We start from the raw sequence: 15408 nt of genomic DNA on the forward strand, positions 1-15408 counted from the left end.
GGCGGGGTCAGTCCAACTATAGGGCAGGATCGTCTACCGGGGCGGGGTCAGTCCACATCGTCTGAAACAAATGCTTCAACATCAAAGAAACGCTCTGCTGAGTAGAAGGAAATACCTTTCACTATCTCACCTTCTTTCAATACCCCTTTGTCTCTCAGAAAGTCGCTAAAGTCTTCCTGATCAGCACTGTCTGCTGCAACGCTTCCCTTCCAGTCGTCATACTGAACATGAGCCTTAAAGTGTTCTTTTTCCATCTTATTTATCCTTTGCTGTGGGTAATCAAAGGTAGCGTAGCCCAGATTTTGGACAATACAAGCCTTAATGCCCGTTGGTGGTAAGACAACGTGCGGAGACTCTGGCGACTTCATCAGATTTAGGTTTACTTGTTACTCCAAAACACCATAATGGGCTTGCCTGTGACAATTAGGGCATAATGCGATGGCATTTTCCACGGAATCCTCTCCCCCTTTAGAAAGCCACTCAATGTGGTGAACTTCAAGAAATGGTGTACCATCTTCTTTCAGGAAAGGTGCATCACGCTTACAGCTTTGGCACTTACCATTAGCTCTTAAAAGAACTTCTGCAACCACATACGGGCTTCGCTTATAAACTCTTGTTGTTACTTCGATTAGCACTGGAGTTTTACTTTCCGTTGCTAAAATCCGCTCCCGTGTAGATGAGGGTAATTTAGCAGCAGACTCTACTGCTTCTTCAAACTCCGACTTCACTTGACGGTAACACCATTTACCCCGTTGATCCTGGTACAATTCCCAAATGCCATGCACAGAGGGTTGATAAATTTCAAAAATGTTCCCTCGCTTGAATAAGCGGTCATACTCATGATGGCGATGGGTTACATCATCAGTTCGCCTGGCGGTTTTGTTGAAACTCCAGTAGCTGCGGTTACAGTTGACTGTGTTAACCACAAGATTAAGCCACGTATCGTCTTTATAATGCGGAAATAACTTTCTGAGGTAATCATCTACTTGCTTCGCCGTTGCCGCCCCTCCGAACTGTTGCTCAACCACTTGCACAGTAGTGATTCTTATCGGTTGGTCGCCGTACTTGTATGTTCGATTTGATTTTGCAGACATCATAAGACCTCTTGCAACTTAAGATTTATCTTGGGTTATCTATCAAGCATTGTTCATGCAACTCTCTGATTTAAGACAATAGAAGCCATAAGGCCCCGTCAGGATTCCCAGCACAGGTCGTCGATCACATAAGAAACTGAGGATATCCGCACTCGCCGCTGCGTCCCTGGTAAAGTTGAACTCTTTATCTAAATTGCGAAATAAACTTGGCGGTGACATCCAATTGTCAGAACCACCCCGCTGCTTTCCGTTGCTGTATGCACCTTTGTGCTTCATCTTTCCCCCGCTCATGCTTACAAGGCCGCTATGCGGTGAACGTTACCGTTCATCACTTCGTGACCGGATGGCGGGGAATTGTACGAGGTGTGATTAGGAGGGACAACGAAAAGTAAAAGGGGCATTACACCCCCTTATTCTATTGGTTACGCTCTTACGTTCCAATCATCCGTATACTGGACGTTACCATCAACATAACGCCAGGTGATTTTGTCATACATCAGGGAAACAGATTCCATGTGGTTGATCTGCGAGTTCCCCGCCATTTTAGCGTTTGGCATCCCTGGATTAATGCCTGTCACTTTCACGCCCTCAATAGTCATAACGAAGTAACACTCTTCCTGCCCTGCGTGGTTAATGCGATACCAGCGAATCTCCGCGCTTTTCAACGTTTGACCAGTGGCAACAGCTTTGTACAGATACGGGCTGGAGCTATCAAACTCCTTTTCAATCATCATCGGAGAATGTGAACGTTTGCCGGTGATCTTTCCGTTGGCACTGTCTACCGGAATGTTCAGACCGTGACTAAAGCCAACAATCTCTATACTCCCCTCACGATCCTGAACATCCACAGATCCTTTAATGTCTGCACCGCCATCGTCTTTAAGCCACATGTAAGCCGGAATAGGCATTTTACAAACTCCTTTTGGTTATGATTTTCTTCGTGATAAACCAGTAGCAAACAATCGTTAAGAGCAACTGAAAGACCACAATCGCCGCCATAGTGAAATTTGAATACGTCTGATCAGGGAATAACGCCTGATAAGGCAGCAAGCGAAACAGCGCCCAAAACAGGAAGGTAAACCCGAAGATTTTAGCTAACCGCCGTAACGTAGAATTGCCCCACTCTCTCGGAATGCCTGCTGGACTAACTTTGTGTGTCACGACACTGTACGTCGTGATAATGGCGCTCATGACAGGTACGCTGATTAATGTGTTGATCAGGATACTGAAATAATCACCTAACGATTCCCAAACTTCTAAATCAGGCTCACCCAAAATGAAGCTGGTAAACTTGTCGGCACTCTGGAAATCGAAAAGCCCCGTAATAGAATTAACTAATCCATCATACGGAACCACTTTGGCAACGATCAGCATAACTACAGCGAACAGCGCTAACTTGATGAATAAACTAAGGGCATGTTTTGCCATTGGCGATCACCTCAATAGTACCGTATGCCTGTAGTTTTCTCATGCAAGGAACATCTATTTTCTGGGTTCTCAACAGTGCATTACGCAACATGGCAAAATCAGAATCGTGTGGAAGAGTGATACAACCTTCTGAGAGTACGCCTGGATGCAAACGGAAGTTGCCACGCTTAACGCTCTCAATCCATGTGTAATCGTCGACTCCCCAATCATCCCGCCATAATGCGAACCATTCGGAATGTTTGAATGTAGCACCGCTGGCGAAGTGGTTATAAATGTCTCTCATCCCTGCGTTTAGCTGTGACTTGAGCCCACCTTGAGGGCGGTCAACAATCCAGTATTTACCCGCTGGTACTGGCCCCTCTTTGGGGATCATTCCACATGCGCCACGGTTACGGTAAGCACCATTACCAGAGAAAGCTAAAAACGTGCCTACACCAGGAAACGATAACGGGGAGTAGTACGCATCATTAATTATGAACTTTCCATGTAAAGCCATAGATAACCCTTTTATCTATAATGATTTATTCGCTTATCGTACACCTACGCAATCAAAGTAAAGGAAAGATATCTTCAAAGAAATTTCTGAAACAGCAAGAAACTTGATGCACATATTTATTTCCAGGCCAATCCATCAATGACGTAACAAACCGTAGATAATGGGAATGTGTGCATATAGCGCCGGGTAATTCCTGCACCGCTCTTCTCGTGACCGACCACCTGTTGCAAATGCGCCAAGTTGCCAACCCAACCAGCTAAACAGGTTGAGATCATTGTGTGCCTGAAGCTATGCACCAAGCGGCGCTGTCCGTAATCATCAAGATACGGAATACCAAGCTGATCACGAACGTCAGCTAACACTTTGCCTATCTTCGGCATGTTCTTACCCGACACTGGTGAGAAGATTTTCTCTTTCCACTGACGATTGACGAAATCGAGGAAACCCCATTCAATCAGTTTGGGATGGATAGCAACTTGTCGCGTTGCATTCTCGGTTTTCCCCTGTCCTCCTTCTGCTATCAGGAGATAATGCCGCTGACTGTCCTCGTCATACTTGATCTGCGATTTCTCCAGTTTGGCGATCTCTCCCCTTCTGGCCCTGGTGTATGCCAACAACAAAGTGATCCACTTCTCCCAGCCATCAGGCTGCTTTAGTGCCCAACCTACAAACTTTCTCATTTCTGCCGCACTATATACGCCAAACCTCGCTTTAGACGGTGCAGCCACTACGCCATCAGTCGGAGACTTCTCCAGAATATCCTTGTTATCGGTAAGGAAGGTTTTGAACAGCGATTTGTAAATCTTCAAATGCTTGTGAATAGACTCAGCACCAACCAGATCTTCAGGTGGCACATCATCACATTCGATCAGTTGCTGGACTGTCATCGACCGAAACGGCTGAACAACGCGCTTAGGAAGATTTTCAACGACTTCCATCACCTGCTTAATGTCTTGCTTGGTAACCGTCGTTACATCGGTTGTTGTGCCAAGGACAATCAACAGCACTTCCATAAACCGTTCATTGGCCTGTGAGATTGCCTTTGTCCAGTTCTGGGCCTTCTCCCTTTTGTACATGTTCCATGCGCCAGCCAGCGTTAGCACTTCTTTTGGTTCAGGCTGTTTTTGAGACTTAGTAACTTCTGCTGGAGTAACCGTTTCCCGATATTCCTGCACTGCCATCGGCTGAATAATACTTTGCTCACTATTGAGGAATTGTTGAGCCAGCCAGTGCTCATTCTGCTGCTTTAAGCGGTTACTGAAATCTGAAAGACGTTGACCAAACTGATCCGGGTGGACAGTTCCACGTTTGACTAATGGAATGGCTGGAGAAGCAAATGACATCAAGAGTTGCGCGTAGCTGTGGCTATCCGTCTCTAAAGAACGACGGAAATATTTACTGCCGGATAGGCGAAAGCTGACGTAGTAGATCCCGTTACGGGTGATGGTGTGATTGATAGATGTGTGTGCCATTTTGTTTGTCTCTGTGAGTGACAACATAACAAAATGAAGAGAAAAAACCGCACAACTCTTTGATTTATATCTTGAATAATCACCAGACTACGCTGGCATTATCCAGATCAGGTAATACGGGTATTTCTCAGCCTTCACAAAGAAGGGCACCCCGAGTCATTTGAATCAAATTCTGTGGTTAACGTGACGTTAAACCATGGGGAGGATAATGCTGCGGGCCGAGGATGTAAACACGTCTCTCCAACTCAGTCCTGACGCCCGCGCCACATCTCCCGCGTAATTTCCCACAGTTCTGAATCCAGCTCACCGGATACGTACTGCGCTTTTTCGGTACGGACTAAACGCATTCCATTTCGCATGGACAGATTTTTAGAACGTTGATTATCAGCAGCTTTTGGCGCCCTGAGCACCTCTTTGTTCAGCGTTTCAAACCAAAATTCATTCACCGCCTCGCAGGCTTCGGCCATCAGCCCCTTCCCCTGCCATTCCGGCACCAGCCAGAAACCGCGGTTATTATCAGGGATATCCATCAGTGAAATGACGCCGATCAGCTCGTATTCTTCTTCTTTGGGTCGCAGGCTCCAGAACCAGCCTGTCCCTTTTTTACTGGCGGCAAGCGAGACGTTATCAACGTAATGCTGTGCAGCACCCTCAGGAAAAGGCCAGGGCACGGTTGAAATCAGATAGCGCACTATCTCCCAACGAGGAAATTTGCGCTGAATCTGCTGCGCATCTTCTGAGCGCAGCGGTTTAAGGATAAGCCTGTCGGTCACAATTTCAGGTGTGGCAACCATGTCCGTATCCCTCCTGTTTAGTCGAGCTGAAAGCTACTTAATTTCAAAACCGCCTTTCCTGAACGCAGCGGACGATAGCGGAGGTCAACATATCCTTCGGCAATCAACAGAGGCTACACGCCAAAATAAAGGGAATAATCATCCACTATGCCCTCATGATTCAGACACCCCGGGAGGATGCCGTCAGCACACTAAAGCGGAAGATGTTGCAGCTTTAGGGCGCACTTTTCCCTTACCGCTTCATATAACAAACGCACCGCCGGCGAAAGCTGTTTGCGGTGCGGGCAAATCATATTCAGCGGTACCGGGTCACCCTGATAGTCCGGCAGGATTATCTTCAATCGCCCCTCGGCAATATCATCGCTGACGTCCAGCCACGACTTATTGGCGATCCCTTCTCCGGCAATCGCCATACGGCGGATCACTTCCGCGTCATCGCTCATCATCACGCTGGAAACCTGCACCTCGTGCATCTGCCCGTCGCGAAAAAGCGTCCAGCGATCGTAGAGCCTGCCGCGCAGGCTGTAGGTGAGCGCATTGTGCTGGCGCAATTCCTCCAGCGTTTTCGGCTCGCCGTGGCGGCTTATCCAGTCGGGGGATGCCACCAGCACGCGACGGTTTTCCGCAGCGACGGGTAAAGAGATGAACGATGCATCGTCGTTGTGCCCATAGCGAAAAGCGACGTCCACCGGATCTTTAAAAATGTCGGCCAGGTTGTCGGAAAACAGAATACGCAGCCGCAGCGCAGGATGGCGGCGGCGAAAATCCAGAAAGACCGTGAGCAGCAGATTGCGGCCCAGATCTGAAGGCACAGCAATCTGTAGCGTACCGCGGATTTCATCTTCTGAAGTCTGAAGCTGCTGCATTCCGGCATGGAGCGTGTCGAGCATCTGCGTGGCAAACGGCAGCCAGGTTTCACCTTCCGGGGTTAATCGCAGGCTCCGGGTCGAACGCGCAAACAGCCGAATGTTGAGCTGTGTCTCCAGCCGTTTAATGGCTGTACTCACCTGCGCAGGCGGCAACCCCGCCTCACGCGCCGCTTCGCTAAAATTACCCAATGCCGCCGCGCGCACGAACAGGGTCAGATCTTCCAGTCTGAGCATCTTTTTCTCCAGCCATTCACTTTCTGCATTGTAAGCCAAACCCGGAATCGTCTCAAAAAGCCCGTCTGCTGCCTCAGGAAATGCTATTCGCAGTATGCTTTCGAGGTTTGCTTACACTTTTTGCCCGCAAGAAGCTTGCCAGCAGGCGGGTGCATCAGGAATGATACGGGGCGGCATTTTTAAGTCCAGGTTATGTATTACAGGAATGTGGAGAAGGTATGCGTAAAACAAAAATGATGCTTCTGGCAGCACTGCTGGCAACAGCGGGTGCAGTATCAGCGGCACCGGCAACAGTATCGACCTCAGGGATCCAGCAGTATGAGCTGAACGACTTCATTGCCGATTTTACCCATTTCAAGATTGGGGACAGCGTGCCGGAGATGTACCGCACGGACGAGTACAACATCAAGCAGTGGAACCTGCGCAATTTGCCTGCGCCAGATGCGGGCACCCATTGGACCTATATGGGCGGCAACTATGTGCTGATTAGCGATGCAGACGGTAAAATCATCAAAGCCTACGACGGCGACATTTTCTATCACCGCTGAGCCCGCGCAGACTGTGAGCGTAATCGACGCTCACAGGTCGTACAATAATGCCTGGAGATAGCCATGAATATCCGCCCAGGAACCCCTTCCGATCGTCCTTTTCTTCGGACTCTGTTTCTTCACTCGCGCAGACAAAGCTGGCCCTGGGCTGACAGCTCCGGCTGGGCGCTGGAGGATTTCGATACCGCAACGCTTGATGAACAGGTCTGGGTTGCCGAGATTGACGGTCACCGGGCAGGGTTCGCTTCCGTGTGGGAAAGCGATAACTTTCTGCACAATTTATTCGTTGCTCCACAATGGCAAGGGCACGGCGTGGGTAGTGCGCTGCTGCGCCACGTGCAGGCGACCTTTACCGGTACCGGCGCGCTAAAATGCCTGGTGCAGAATGAGCAGGCTCTGGCGTTTTATCAGCATCACGGCTGGCATACCGAAGCGCGCGGAATTTCGCCAGAGGGCGACTACTGGTTAATGCACTACCGACTTCCCTGAGCACCGTCCCTTTGCATACATAATTTTCATTCGATTTTGAGAACTTCGTTCCGGGAAATCCACTTGTCGGCGTCGCCTCAACGCATACAATATACTGTATATAAATACAGTCACCGTATCACTCAGGAGAGGTTATTCATGGAAGCACCCGCCGTCTGGACTCATCCCCTGCTCTTTACCGAATTCGATCCCAATCTCGATTTTGTCGACGTCGCCACGCAGTGCGAGGAGCTGGCCGCCAGCGCCCTGGAATCCGAGCATCTGGAGACGCAGCACGATCTCTACCAGCGCCTGCATACCTGCCTGGCACAGCTTCAGCCAACGCTGCTCGACCCCATTCCCGACGATCGCATGGCCGAATTCACCGTCAACGTGCTGCCGGATTGCCGCCCGGCGATGGAAACGGAAAGCGAATTGCTCTGCGAGTACTGCCTGGCGCTGAGCAAGCTGCTGTCAGGGCAGCCGCTCAGCATCAGCGTTGAAGAGACCTTACAGGGGCTGCTGTATGAGCTGACCTGCTTTTTGTCAGACACCATTCTCGCCCCGCGCTGGATAAACACGCCGCAAGGCGTAAAAATCCTCGGCTGACGGGCGAAAAAAAAAGCCACCCAGGGTGGCTTTCGATTACTCAGAAGCTATCACACGGCGCGAAACGCAATCTCGCCTGGAATGACTTCGCCCTGCCAGTACAGCTGTGCGGCAACGCGGCCAGCCAGCTGGCGGTACAGCGTGGTAAATTCACTGTCCGGGCGAGCCACAACGGTCGGCGTGCCGCGATCCAGGTCTTCACGCAGATTGATGTGCAGCGGCATCTGTCCCAGCAGCTGAGTGTGATACTGATCCGCCAGACGTTCTGCGCCACCGGTGCCGAAAATAGGCTCATGGTGGCCGCACTGGCTGCAGATGTGCATGCTCATGTTTTCAACAATGCCGAGGACCGGTACCTCGACTTTCTCGAACATGACGATGCCTTTTTTGGCGTCAATCAGTGCGATATCCTGCGGCGTGGTCACCACCAGCGCGCCGGTAACAGGAATGTTCTGCGCCAGCGTCAGCTGAATGTCGCCGGTGCCCGGCGGCATGTCGAGCACCAGATAGTCGAGGTCCGGCCACAGCGTCTCCTGCAGCATCTGCATCAGCGCTTTGCTGGCCATCGGGCCGCGCCAGACCATCGCGTTATCGTCGGTCACCAGATAACCAATGGAGTTGGTGGCAAGACCAAATTTCACGATCGGCGCCATATGGGTGCCGTCCGGGGAAGTCGGGCGCTCCCCTTCTGCACCCAGCATCATTGGTACTGAAGGGCCATAGATATCCGCATCAAGGATACCGACTTTTGCCCCTTCGGCGGCCAGCGCCAGCGCCAGATTCACGGCAGTAGAGGATTTGCCCACGCCGCCTTTCCCTGAGCTAACGGCAATAATGTTCTTCACACCGTTAATACCGGGCTGATTTTTCACCCGTTTGAGGGTGGCAATGGCGTGCGACAGCTTCCAGTCGATCGCTTTCGCACCGGTGATACGCAGCAGGTCAGCGCTGCACTGCTCTTTGAGCTCTTCAAACGCGCTGTGCCACGCAAACGGCATCTGAATTTCAACGTGGACGGTATCGTCGAGCCACGCCACGTGATGCAACGCTTTCAGGGCGGTGAGATTGTGTTTCAGGGTTGGGTGCTGAAAATTGGCCAGCGTGCCCGCGACCATCGCGCGCAGACGTTCCGGGGATGTGGCCTGGGATTGCGAACTCATCCCGACTCCTTTTTCGTTGTTCTGGAGTGCTAATTGTAACTGCGAGTGCCGCACGACGGTAATAATTCTTCGGAGGGTCTTCGCACATAGCGTATCAACGGGCGTTTTGGTACTATCGACACCCCTTTCAAAAGCAGGAAGTAATGTTCACTATGACTCAAGTCGCGAAAAAAATTCTGGTAACGTGCGCACTGCCGTACGCCAACGGCTCCATCCACCTCGGTCATATGCTGGAGCATATCCAGGCTGATGTCTGGGTCCGTTACCAGCGAATGCGCGGCCACCAGGTCAATTTCATCTGCGCCGACGATGCCCACGGCACGCCGATCATGCTGAAAGCTCAGCAGCTCGGCATTTCTCCGGAGCAGATGATTGCCGAAATGAGTCAGGAACATCAGACCGACTTCGCTGGCTTTAACATCAGCTACGATAATTATCACTCGACGCACAGCGACGAGAACCGCGAGCTGTCCGAGCTTATCTACGGCCGCCTGAAAGAGAACGGTTTCATCAAGAACCGCACCATCTCTCAGCTGTTCGATCCGGAAAAAGGCATGTTCCTGCCGGACCGTTTCGTGAAAGGTACCTGCCCGAAATGTAAATCCCCGGATCAGTACGGCGATAACTGCGAAGTCTGCGGTGCCACCTACAGTCCGACCGAGCTTATCGATCCGAAATCCGTGGTTTCCGGCGCCACGCCGGTGATGCGTGACTCCGAGCACTTCTTCTTCGACCTGCCGTCCTTTAGCGAGATGCTGCAGGCGTGGACCCGCAGCGGTGCGCTGCAGGAGCAGGTTGCCAACAAAATGCAGGAGTGGTTCGAGCATGGCCTGCAGCAGTGGGATATCTCCCGCGATGCGCCGTACTTCGGTTTCGAAATTCCGAACGCGCCAGGCAAATATTTCTACGTCTGGCTGGATGCGCCAATCGGTTACATGGGTTCATTCAAAAACCTGTGCGACAAACGCGGCGATACTACAAGCTTTGACGAGTACTGGAAGAAAGATTCCGACGCCGAGCTGTACCACTTCATCGGCAAAGACATCGTCTACTTCCACAGCCTGTTCTGGCCAGCCATGCTGGAAGGCAGCAACTTCCGTAAGCCGACCAACCTGTTCGTGCACGGCTACGTGACGGTGAACGGCGCCAAGATGTCCAAATCTCGCGGCACCTTCATTAAGGCCAGCACCTGGCTGAACCACTTTGATGCCGACAGCCTGCGCTACTACTACACCGCGAAGCTCTCCTCCCGTATTGATGATATCGATCTCAACCTCGAAGACTTCGTACAGCGCGTCAACGCTGACATCGTCAATAAAGTGGTGAACCTGGCGTCCCGTAACGCAGGCTTCATCGCCAAGCGCTTTGACGGCGTGCTGGCCGCTGAACTGGCCGATCCTGCGCTGTACAAAACCTTTACCGACGCGGCGCAGACCATCGGTGAAGCCTGGGAAAGCCGTGAGTTTGGCAAAGCCATCCGTGAAATCATGGCGCTGGCGGATCTCGCTAACCGCTACGTTGATGAGCAGGCTCCATGGGTTGTTGCGAAGCAGGAAGGCCGCGATGCCGATCTGCAGTCTGTCTGCTCCATGGGTATCAACCTGTTCCGCGTGCTGATGACTTACCTGAAGCCGGTTCTGCCGTCTCTGTCTGAACGCGCCGAAGCTTTCCTGAACACCGAACTGCGCTGGGAAAGCATTCAACAGCCGCTGCTCGGCCACAAGGTGAACACCTTTAAGGCACTCTATAACCGTATCGACATGAAGCAGGTTGAAGCGTTGGTGGAAGCCTCCAAAGAAGAAGTGAAAGCACTGAACAGCGCGCCGCTCACCGGCCCGCTGGCGGACGATCCGATTCAGGAAACCATCACCTTTGATGATTTCGCCAAAGTCGATCTGCGCATTGCGCTGATTGAGAACGCGGAGTTTGTTGAAGGCTCTGACAAACTGCTGCGTCTGACGCTGGATATCGGCGGTGAGAAGCGTAACGTCTTCTCCGGTATTCGCTCCGCGTATCCGGATCCGCAGGCGCTGATTGGTCGCCTGACGGTCATGGTCGCCAACCTGGCGCCGCGTAAAATGCGTTTTGGTGTTTCCGAAGGCATGGTGATGGCCGCAGGCCCTGGCGGGAAAGATATCTTCCTGCTCAGCCCGGACAGCGGTGCGCAGCCTGGTCAGCAGGTGAAATAACAAAAAAGCCGGAGAACTCTCCGGCTTTTTTTATGGCATTTATTTCCGGGTGGCGGCTTCGCCTTACCCGGCCTACAAAACCCGTAGGCTCGTGCAAGCGCAGCGCCGCCGGGCAAAAATCACGCCTTCGGGTTATGCACCCGGTTGGTCAGCCCGCGCAGGAAATAGCGCAGGAACTGGTCGCCGCATTCGCGATAGTTTTTATGGTCCGGCGCACGCATCATCGCCGTAATTTCCGGCATCGATACGCGGAATTTTTGCTCGGTCATTATCGCCAGAATGTCATCGGTCTTCAGCGAAAACGCGATGCGCAGCTTCTTCAGTACCGTGTTGTTGTTGATGCGACGCTCAAGCGCCAGCTCCGGCGCAGACTCATCTTTGCCGCGTTTATCATAAATGAGGCCGTTCAGAAAACCGGACAGAATAATATCCGGGCAGCGCACGAAGCCCTCTTCATCCTCTTTGGTCATCCAGGTGTCGAAGCCCGCAGAGGTAGATTCCATATCGGCCAGCGCCAGGATACGGACCATGTCGTTGTTGTTGCATTTCAGGGTGTAGCGCAGGCTGCGCAGAATATCATTGCTTACCATAAAACCTTCAGCTGTCGATGATGCGATTGGCGCGAAGTGTACCAGCTTTACAGCCCTAACGCCTCTTTCAGGCTTTTCAGGTAGCGGCGGCTCACCGGCACAGTCTGACCGGTGCGCAGCACCAGCTCTGCCTGGCCGTTGTCTTCCAGGCGAATCTCTTTCAAATGCGACATGTTCACCAGATGCTGACGATGGCAGCGCAGCAGCGGCGTACGGCTTTCAAGCGTGCGAAGCGTCAGCTCGGTGAAGCCCTCTTTTCCTTCACCGTCCGTAACGTACACACCGCTCATCCGGCTGCTGACAAACGCCACATCTTCCATTTGCAGCAGCCAGATCCGGCTGTGCCCGGTGCAGGGAATAAACTTCAGCGGCTGCTGGCTTTCGCCAAACACGGACAAATCCTGCTGATGGCGATGCAGCTCCTGGCGCAGGCGGCCCAGCGTTTTCTCCAGTCGACATTCCTCAATCGGCTTGAGCAAGTAGTCAAACGCGTGTTCTTCAAAGGCTTTCACCGCGTATTCATCGAAGGCGGTCAGGAAAACCACCCACGGGCGATGCTCCGGATCGAGCATGCCCACCATCTCCAGGCCGCTGATGCGCGGCATCTGAATGTCGAGGAACACCACGTCAGGCCGCAGGCGATGTACCGCGCCAATGCCCTCAACGGCGTTATCGCATTCTCCCATGATGTCGATATCCGCCTGTTTTTCCAGCAGAATGCGCAGGTTTTCCCGCGCCAGCGGCTCATCGTCGACGATCAGCACTTTTAGCATGCGTTTTCCTCCACGGGCAGTCGCAGGGTGATACGGGTGAAGCACTCGGGCTCGCAGGTGACCGTCATGCCACACTCCTCGCCAAAACGCGCCCGCAGACGTTTATCCACCAGATTCATCCCCAGCCCGCTGGCCTGCGGATTGGGCTGATACAGCCCGGCATTGTCCTCAATCTCGAGCCACAGCCAGCGCTGATCGAGCCTTGCCTGGAGAGTGATTTCACCGATACCCAAATGCTGCGACGTACCGTGTTTAATGGCATTTTCGACAATGGGCTGGAGCGTAAAAGCGGGCAGCTGATGGTGAGCCAGCGCAGGCGGTACGTTGATATGCACCTGGAGCCGGGTCTGGAATCGGGCCTTCTCGATTTGCAGATAGGCGTTCACGTGATCGATTTCATCCGCGAGGGTGACTATCTCGGAGGGCCGCTTGAGGTTCTTGCGAAAGAACGTTGAGAGATACTGCACCAGCTGCCCGGCCTGCTCGCTGTCGCGGCGAATCACCGCTTTGAGGGTATTGAGTGCGTTAAACAGGAAGTGCGGGTTGACCTGCGCATGCAGCAGCTTGATTTCCGACTGGGTCAGCAACGCTTTTTGCCGCTCGTACTGCCCGGCGAGAATTTGTGCCGACAGCAGCTGAGCAATGCCTTCGCCCAGCGTGCGGTTAATGGAGCTGAACAGACGGTTTTTGGCTTCATAAAGCTTAATGGTGCCAATCACGCGTTGGTTTTCCCCCCGCAGCGGAATGACCAGCGTTGACCCCAGCTTGCAGTGCGGATGAATTGAGCAACGATACGGCACTTCATTGCCATCGGCGTAGACCACTTCCCCGCTTTCGATGGCTTTCAGGGTATAGCTTGAGGAAATCGGTTTGCCGGGCAGATGGTGATCGTCGCCGATACCGGTAAAGGCCAGCAGCCTGTCGCGATCGGTAATGGCAACCGCACCGATATCCAGCTCCTGAATCAGCACCTGCGCGACTCGCATGCTGTTCTCTTCGTTGAATCCCTGGCGCAAAATCCCTTCCGTCGAAGCCGCCACCTTCAGCGCAGTGGCGGAAAACGCCGAGGTATACTTCTCAAACATCGCCCGTTTATCGAGCAGGATACGCATAAACAGCGCTGCGCCAACGGTATTGGTCACCATCATCGGCGCGGCGATGCTTTGCACCAGATGCAGCGCATCGTTGAACGGGCGGGCAATCAGCAAAATGATGGCCATCTGCACCATTTCGGCAACGAACGTGATGGCCCCGGCGGTAAACGGGTTAAAGACTTTATCGCTGCGTCCCTGGCGGACCAGCACGCTATGGACCAGGCCGCCGAGCAACCCTTCAACGATGGTCGACACCATGCAGCTGAGCGCCGTCATGCCACCCATTGAATAGCGGTGCAAACCGCCGGTTAACCCAACAAGCCCGCCAACAACCGGGCCACCGAGCAGCCCCCCCATTACCGCGCCGATGGCACGCGTGTTGGCGATGGAATCCTCAATATGCAGCCCAAAATAAGTGCCCATAATGCAAAAGATGGAGAAGGTGACATAGCACAGCAGCTTATGGGGCAGACGGACGGTGACCTGCATTAAGGGAATGAACAGGCGCGTTTTGCTCATCAACCAGGCGATAACCAGAAACACGCACATCTGCTGAAGCAGCAGCAACACCAGATTAAACTCGTACATAACCGCAGACCACATAACCCATGACAGCGCGTAACATACAGGTTACGGTCTGCCGTTTCCTTGACGCCTCAGGCAAAACGCAAAATCCCCGCCAACGATCACACTTTTTCCTCTCCGCCCGCGACATTTCTGAACAAAAAACGCTCATATTTTCCTGGTTCGACGAACTCCGTCTACAGTTATGATGGGGATGCGCGAGCTGAGGTGAGACATGGCGCTTTACACAATCGGTGAAGTGGCTTTGCTGTGCGATATCAATCCGGTCACGCTGCGTGCGTGGCAACGACGCTATGGACTGCTGAAACCCCAGCGATCCGACGGCGGGCATCGGTTGTTCAACGATAATGACATCGACAGAATTCGTGAAATTAAACGCTGGATAGACACCGGCGTGCAGGTCAGTAAAGTCAAAACCCTGCTCACTGAAGGATCGGCCGAACAGCAAAGCGGCTGGCGTGAGCATCAGGAAACGCTGCTAAGATTTTTGCAGAGCGGCAACCTCAACCGGCTGCGATTATGGATCAAAGAGCGCGGACGAGACTATCCCGCGCAAATGCTGGTCACCCACCTGTTTATTCCCCTTCGCCTGCGTCTTCAAAGCTCTCAGCCCACGCTTCAGGCGCTGCTCAGCGTCCTTGATGGCGTGCTCATCAATTACATTTCGGTGTGCATGGCGTCGGCACGTAAACGCCAGGGCCGCGATGCGCTGGTGATTGGCTGGAATATTACGGATACCACCCGGCTGTGGCTGGAAGGCTGGGTCGCCTGCGAACAGGGCTGGAGAGTCGACGTCCTTGCCCACTCACTTCAGCAGCTTCGCCCGGAGCTTTTCGACGGCCAGACCCTGCTGGTGTGGTGCGGTGATACGTCCACCGCAGGTCAGCAGGAACAGCTGCAGCAGTGGCGCGCACAGGGGCTAAACGTGCTGCGGCTGGGAAATTAGGGGTTCATTAACAAGCGTGCTTCACCGTATAATCACCCGATTAACATAAGGAGCACATG

The 15408-nt window shown here is 52.9% G+C and carries 17 protein-coding genes and 1 riboswitch; of the genes, 5 read left to right on the forward strand and 12 right to left on the reverse strand.

The window, feature by feature from the left end:
• Positions 1–47: 47 nt before the first annotated feature.
• The 8 genes from RTU33_RS09750 to RTU33_RS09785 form a co-directional block, all read right to left on the reverse strand.
• A complete protein-coding gene (locus RTU33_RS09750; protein WP_312626964.1) occupies positions 48–254 on the reverse strand; it encodes a hypothetical protein in 207 nt (68 codons plus the stop codon).
• A gap of 132 nt (positions 255–386) precedes the next feature.
• Positions 387–1094 (reverse strand): HNH endonuclease, encoded by a 708-nt coding sequence (locus RTU33_RS09755; RefSeq protein WP_312627132.1) that lies wholly within the window; start codon positions 1092–1094, stop codon positions 387–389.
• A 422-nt stretch (positions 1095–1516) separates the two neighbouring features.
• Complete coding sequence (locus RTU33_RS09760; RefSeq protein ID WP_064910234.1) at positions 1517–2002, reverse strand: Hcp family type VI secretion system effector; 486 nt, start codon at positions 2000–2002, stop codon at positions 1517–1519.
• A 1-nt stretch (position 2003) separates the two neighbouring features.
• The gene (locus tag RTU33_RS09765) at positions 2004–2522 is read right to left on the reverse strand and encodes a hypothetical protein (RefSeq protein ID WP_312626965.1); all 519 of its coding nucleotides are present in this window, start codon (positions 2520–2522) and stop codon (positions 2004–2006) included.
• Positions 2503–3018 (reverse strand): DUF2778 domain-containing protein, encoded by a 516-nt coding sequence (locus tag RTU33_RS09770; RefSeq protein WP_312626967.1) that lies wholly within the window; start codon positions 3016–3018, stop codon positions 2503–2505. Before RTU33_RS09770 ends, RTU33_RS09765 begins: the two co-directional genes overlap by 20 nt.
• Positions 3019–3134: 116 nt before the next feature.
• Complete coding sequence (locus tag RTU33_RS09775; protein WP_312626968.1) at positions 3135–4490, reverse strand: integrase; 1356 nt, start codon at positions 4488–4490, stop codon at positions 3135–3137.
• A 67-nt stretch (positions 4491–4557) separates the two neighbouring features.
• A riboswitch (TPP riboswitch) is annotated at positions 4558–4654 on the reverse strand.
• Positions 4655–4735: 81 nt separating this feature from the next.
• Positions 4736–5284 (reverse strand): GNAT family N-acetyltransferase, encoded by a 549-nt coding sequence (locus RTU33_RS09780; protein ID WP_312626969.1) that lies wholly within the window; start codon positions 5282–5284, stop codon positions 4736–4738.
• Positions 5285–5475: 191 nt separating this feature from the next.
• Positions 5476–6387 (reverse strand): LysR family transcriptional regulator, encoded by a 912-nt coding sequence (locus RTU33_RS09785; RefSeq protein ID WP_312626971.1) that lies wholly within the window; start codon positions 6385–6387, stop codon positions 5476–5478.
• A gap of 218 nt (positions 6388–6605) precedes the next feature.
• Between RTU33_RS09785 and RTU33_RS09790 the strand changes: the two genes are divergently transcribed.
• The 3 genes from RTU33_RS09790 to RTU33_RS09800 all read left to right on the forward strand — a co-directional run bounded on the left by RTU33_RS09790 (position 6606) and on the right by RTU33_RS09800 (position 8012).
• A complete protein-coding gene (locus tag RTU33_RS09790) occupies positions 6606–6935 on the forward strand; it encodes an RcnB family protein (RefSeq protein ID WP_312626973.1) in 330 nt (109 codons plus the stop codon).
• Between the two features lie 63 nt (positions 6936–6998).
• Positions 6999–7424 (forward strand): GNAT family N-acetyltransferase, encoded by a 426-nt coding sequence (locus RTU33_RS09795; protein WP_312626974.1) that lies wholly within the window; start codon positions 6999–7001, stop codon positions 7422–7424.
• 138 nt (positions 7425–7562) lie between these two features.
• Positions 7563–8012, forward strand: coding sequence for a hypothetical protein (locus RTU33_RS09800; protein WP_312626975.1), 450 nt, complete (start codon positions 7563–7565; stop codon positions 8010–8012).
• 50 nt (positions 8013–8062) lie between these two features.
• On the opposite strand, the gene apbC is transcribed toward RTU33_RS09800, so the two are convergent.
• Positions 8063–9172 carry an iron-sulfur cluster carrier protein ApbC gene (gene apbC, locus RTU33_RS09805; protein WP_312626976.1) on the reverse strand — a complete coding sequence of 370 codons (1110 nt, stop codon included), beginning with the start codon at positions 9170–9172 and terminating at the stop codon, positions 8063–8065.
• Positions 9173–9258: 86 nt separating this feature from the next.
• Between apbC and metG the strand changes: the two genes are divergently transcribed.
• A complete protein-coding gene (gene metG / locus RTU33_RS09810) occupies positions 9259–11361 on the forward strand; it encodes a methionine--tRNA ligase (RefSeq protein ID WP_409438244.1) in 2103 nt (700 codons plus the stop codon).
• 119 nt (positions 11362–11480) lie between these two features.
• Here the strand turns inward: metG and RTU33_RS09815 are convergent, their stop codons facing one another.
• Genes RTU33_RS09815 through RTU33_RS09825 form a run of 3 tightly spaced genes read right to left on the reverse strand, consistent with a single transcriptional unit; the run spans position 11481 to position 14406 of the window.
• Positions 11481–11951, reverse strand: coding sequence for a DUF1456 family protein (locus tag RTU33_RS09815; protein WP_312626978.1), 471 nt, complete (start codon positions 11949–11951; stop codon positions 11481–11483).
• A 47-nt stretch (positions 11952–11998) separates the two neighbouring features.
• Positions 11999–12724, reverse strand: coding sequence for a two-component system response regulator BtsR (gene btsR / locus RTU33_RS09820; RefSeq protein WP_312626979.1), 726 nt, complete (start codon positions 12722–12724; stop codon positions 11999–12001).
• Positions 12718–14406 (reverse strand): sensor histidine kinase, encoded by a 1689-nt coding sequence (locus RTU33_RS09825; protein WP_312626980.1) that lies wholly within the window; start codon positions 14404–14406, stop codon positions 12718–12720. Before RTU33_RS09825 ends, btsR begins: the two co-directional genes overlap by 7 nt.
• Positions 14407–14617: 211 nt before the next feature.
• Between RTU33_RS09825 and mlrA the strand changes: the two genes are divergently transcribed.
• Positions 14618–15349 (forward strand): HTH-type transcriptional regulator MlrA, encoded by a 732-nt coding sequence (gene mlrA / locus RTU33_RS09830; protein WP_312626981.1) that lies wholly within the window; start codon positions 14618–14620, stop codon positions 15347–15349.
• Positions 15350–15408 lie beyond the last annotated feature (59 nt).

It is taken from the genome of Scandinavium sp. (assembly GCF_032012665.1).
GTDB lineage: Bacteria > Pseudomonadota > Gammaproteobacteria > Enterobacterales > Enterobacteriaceae > Scandinavium.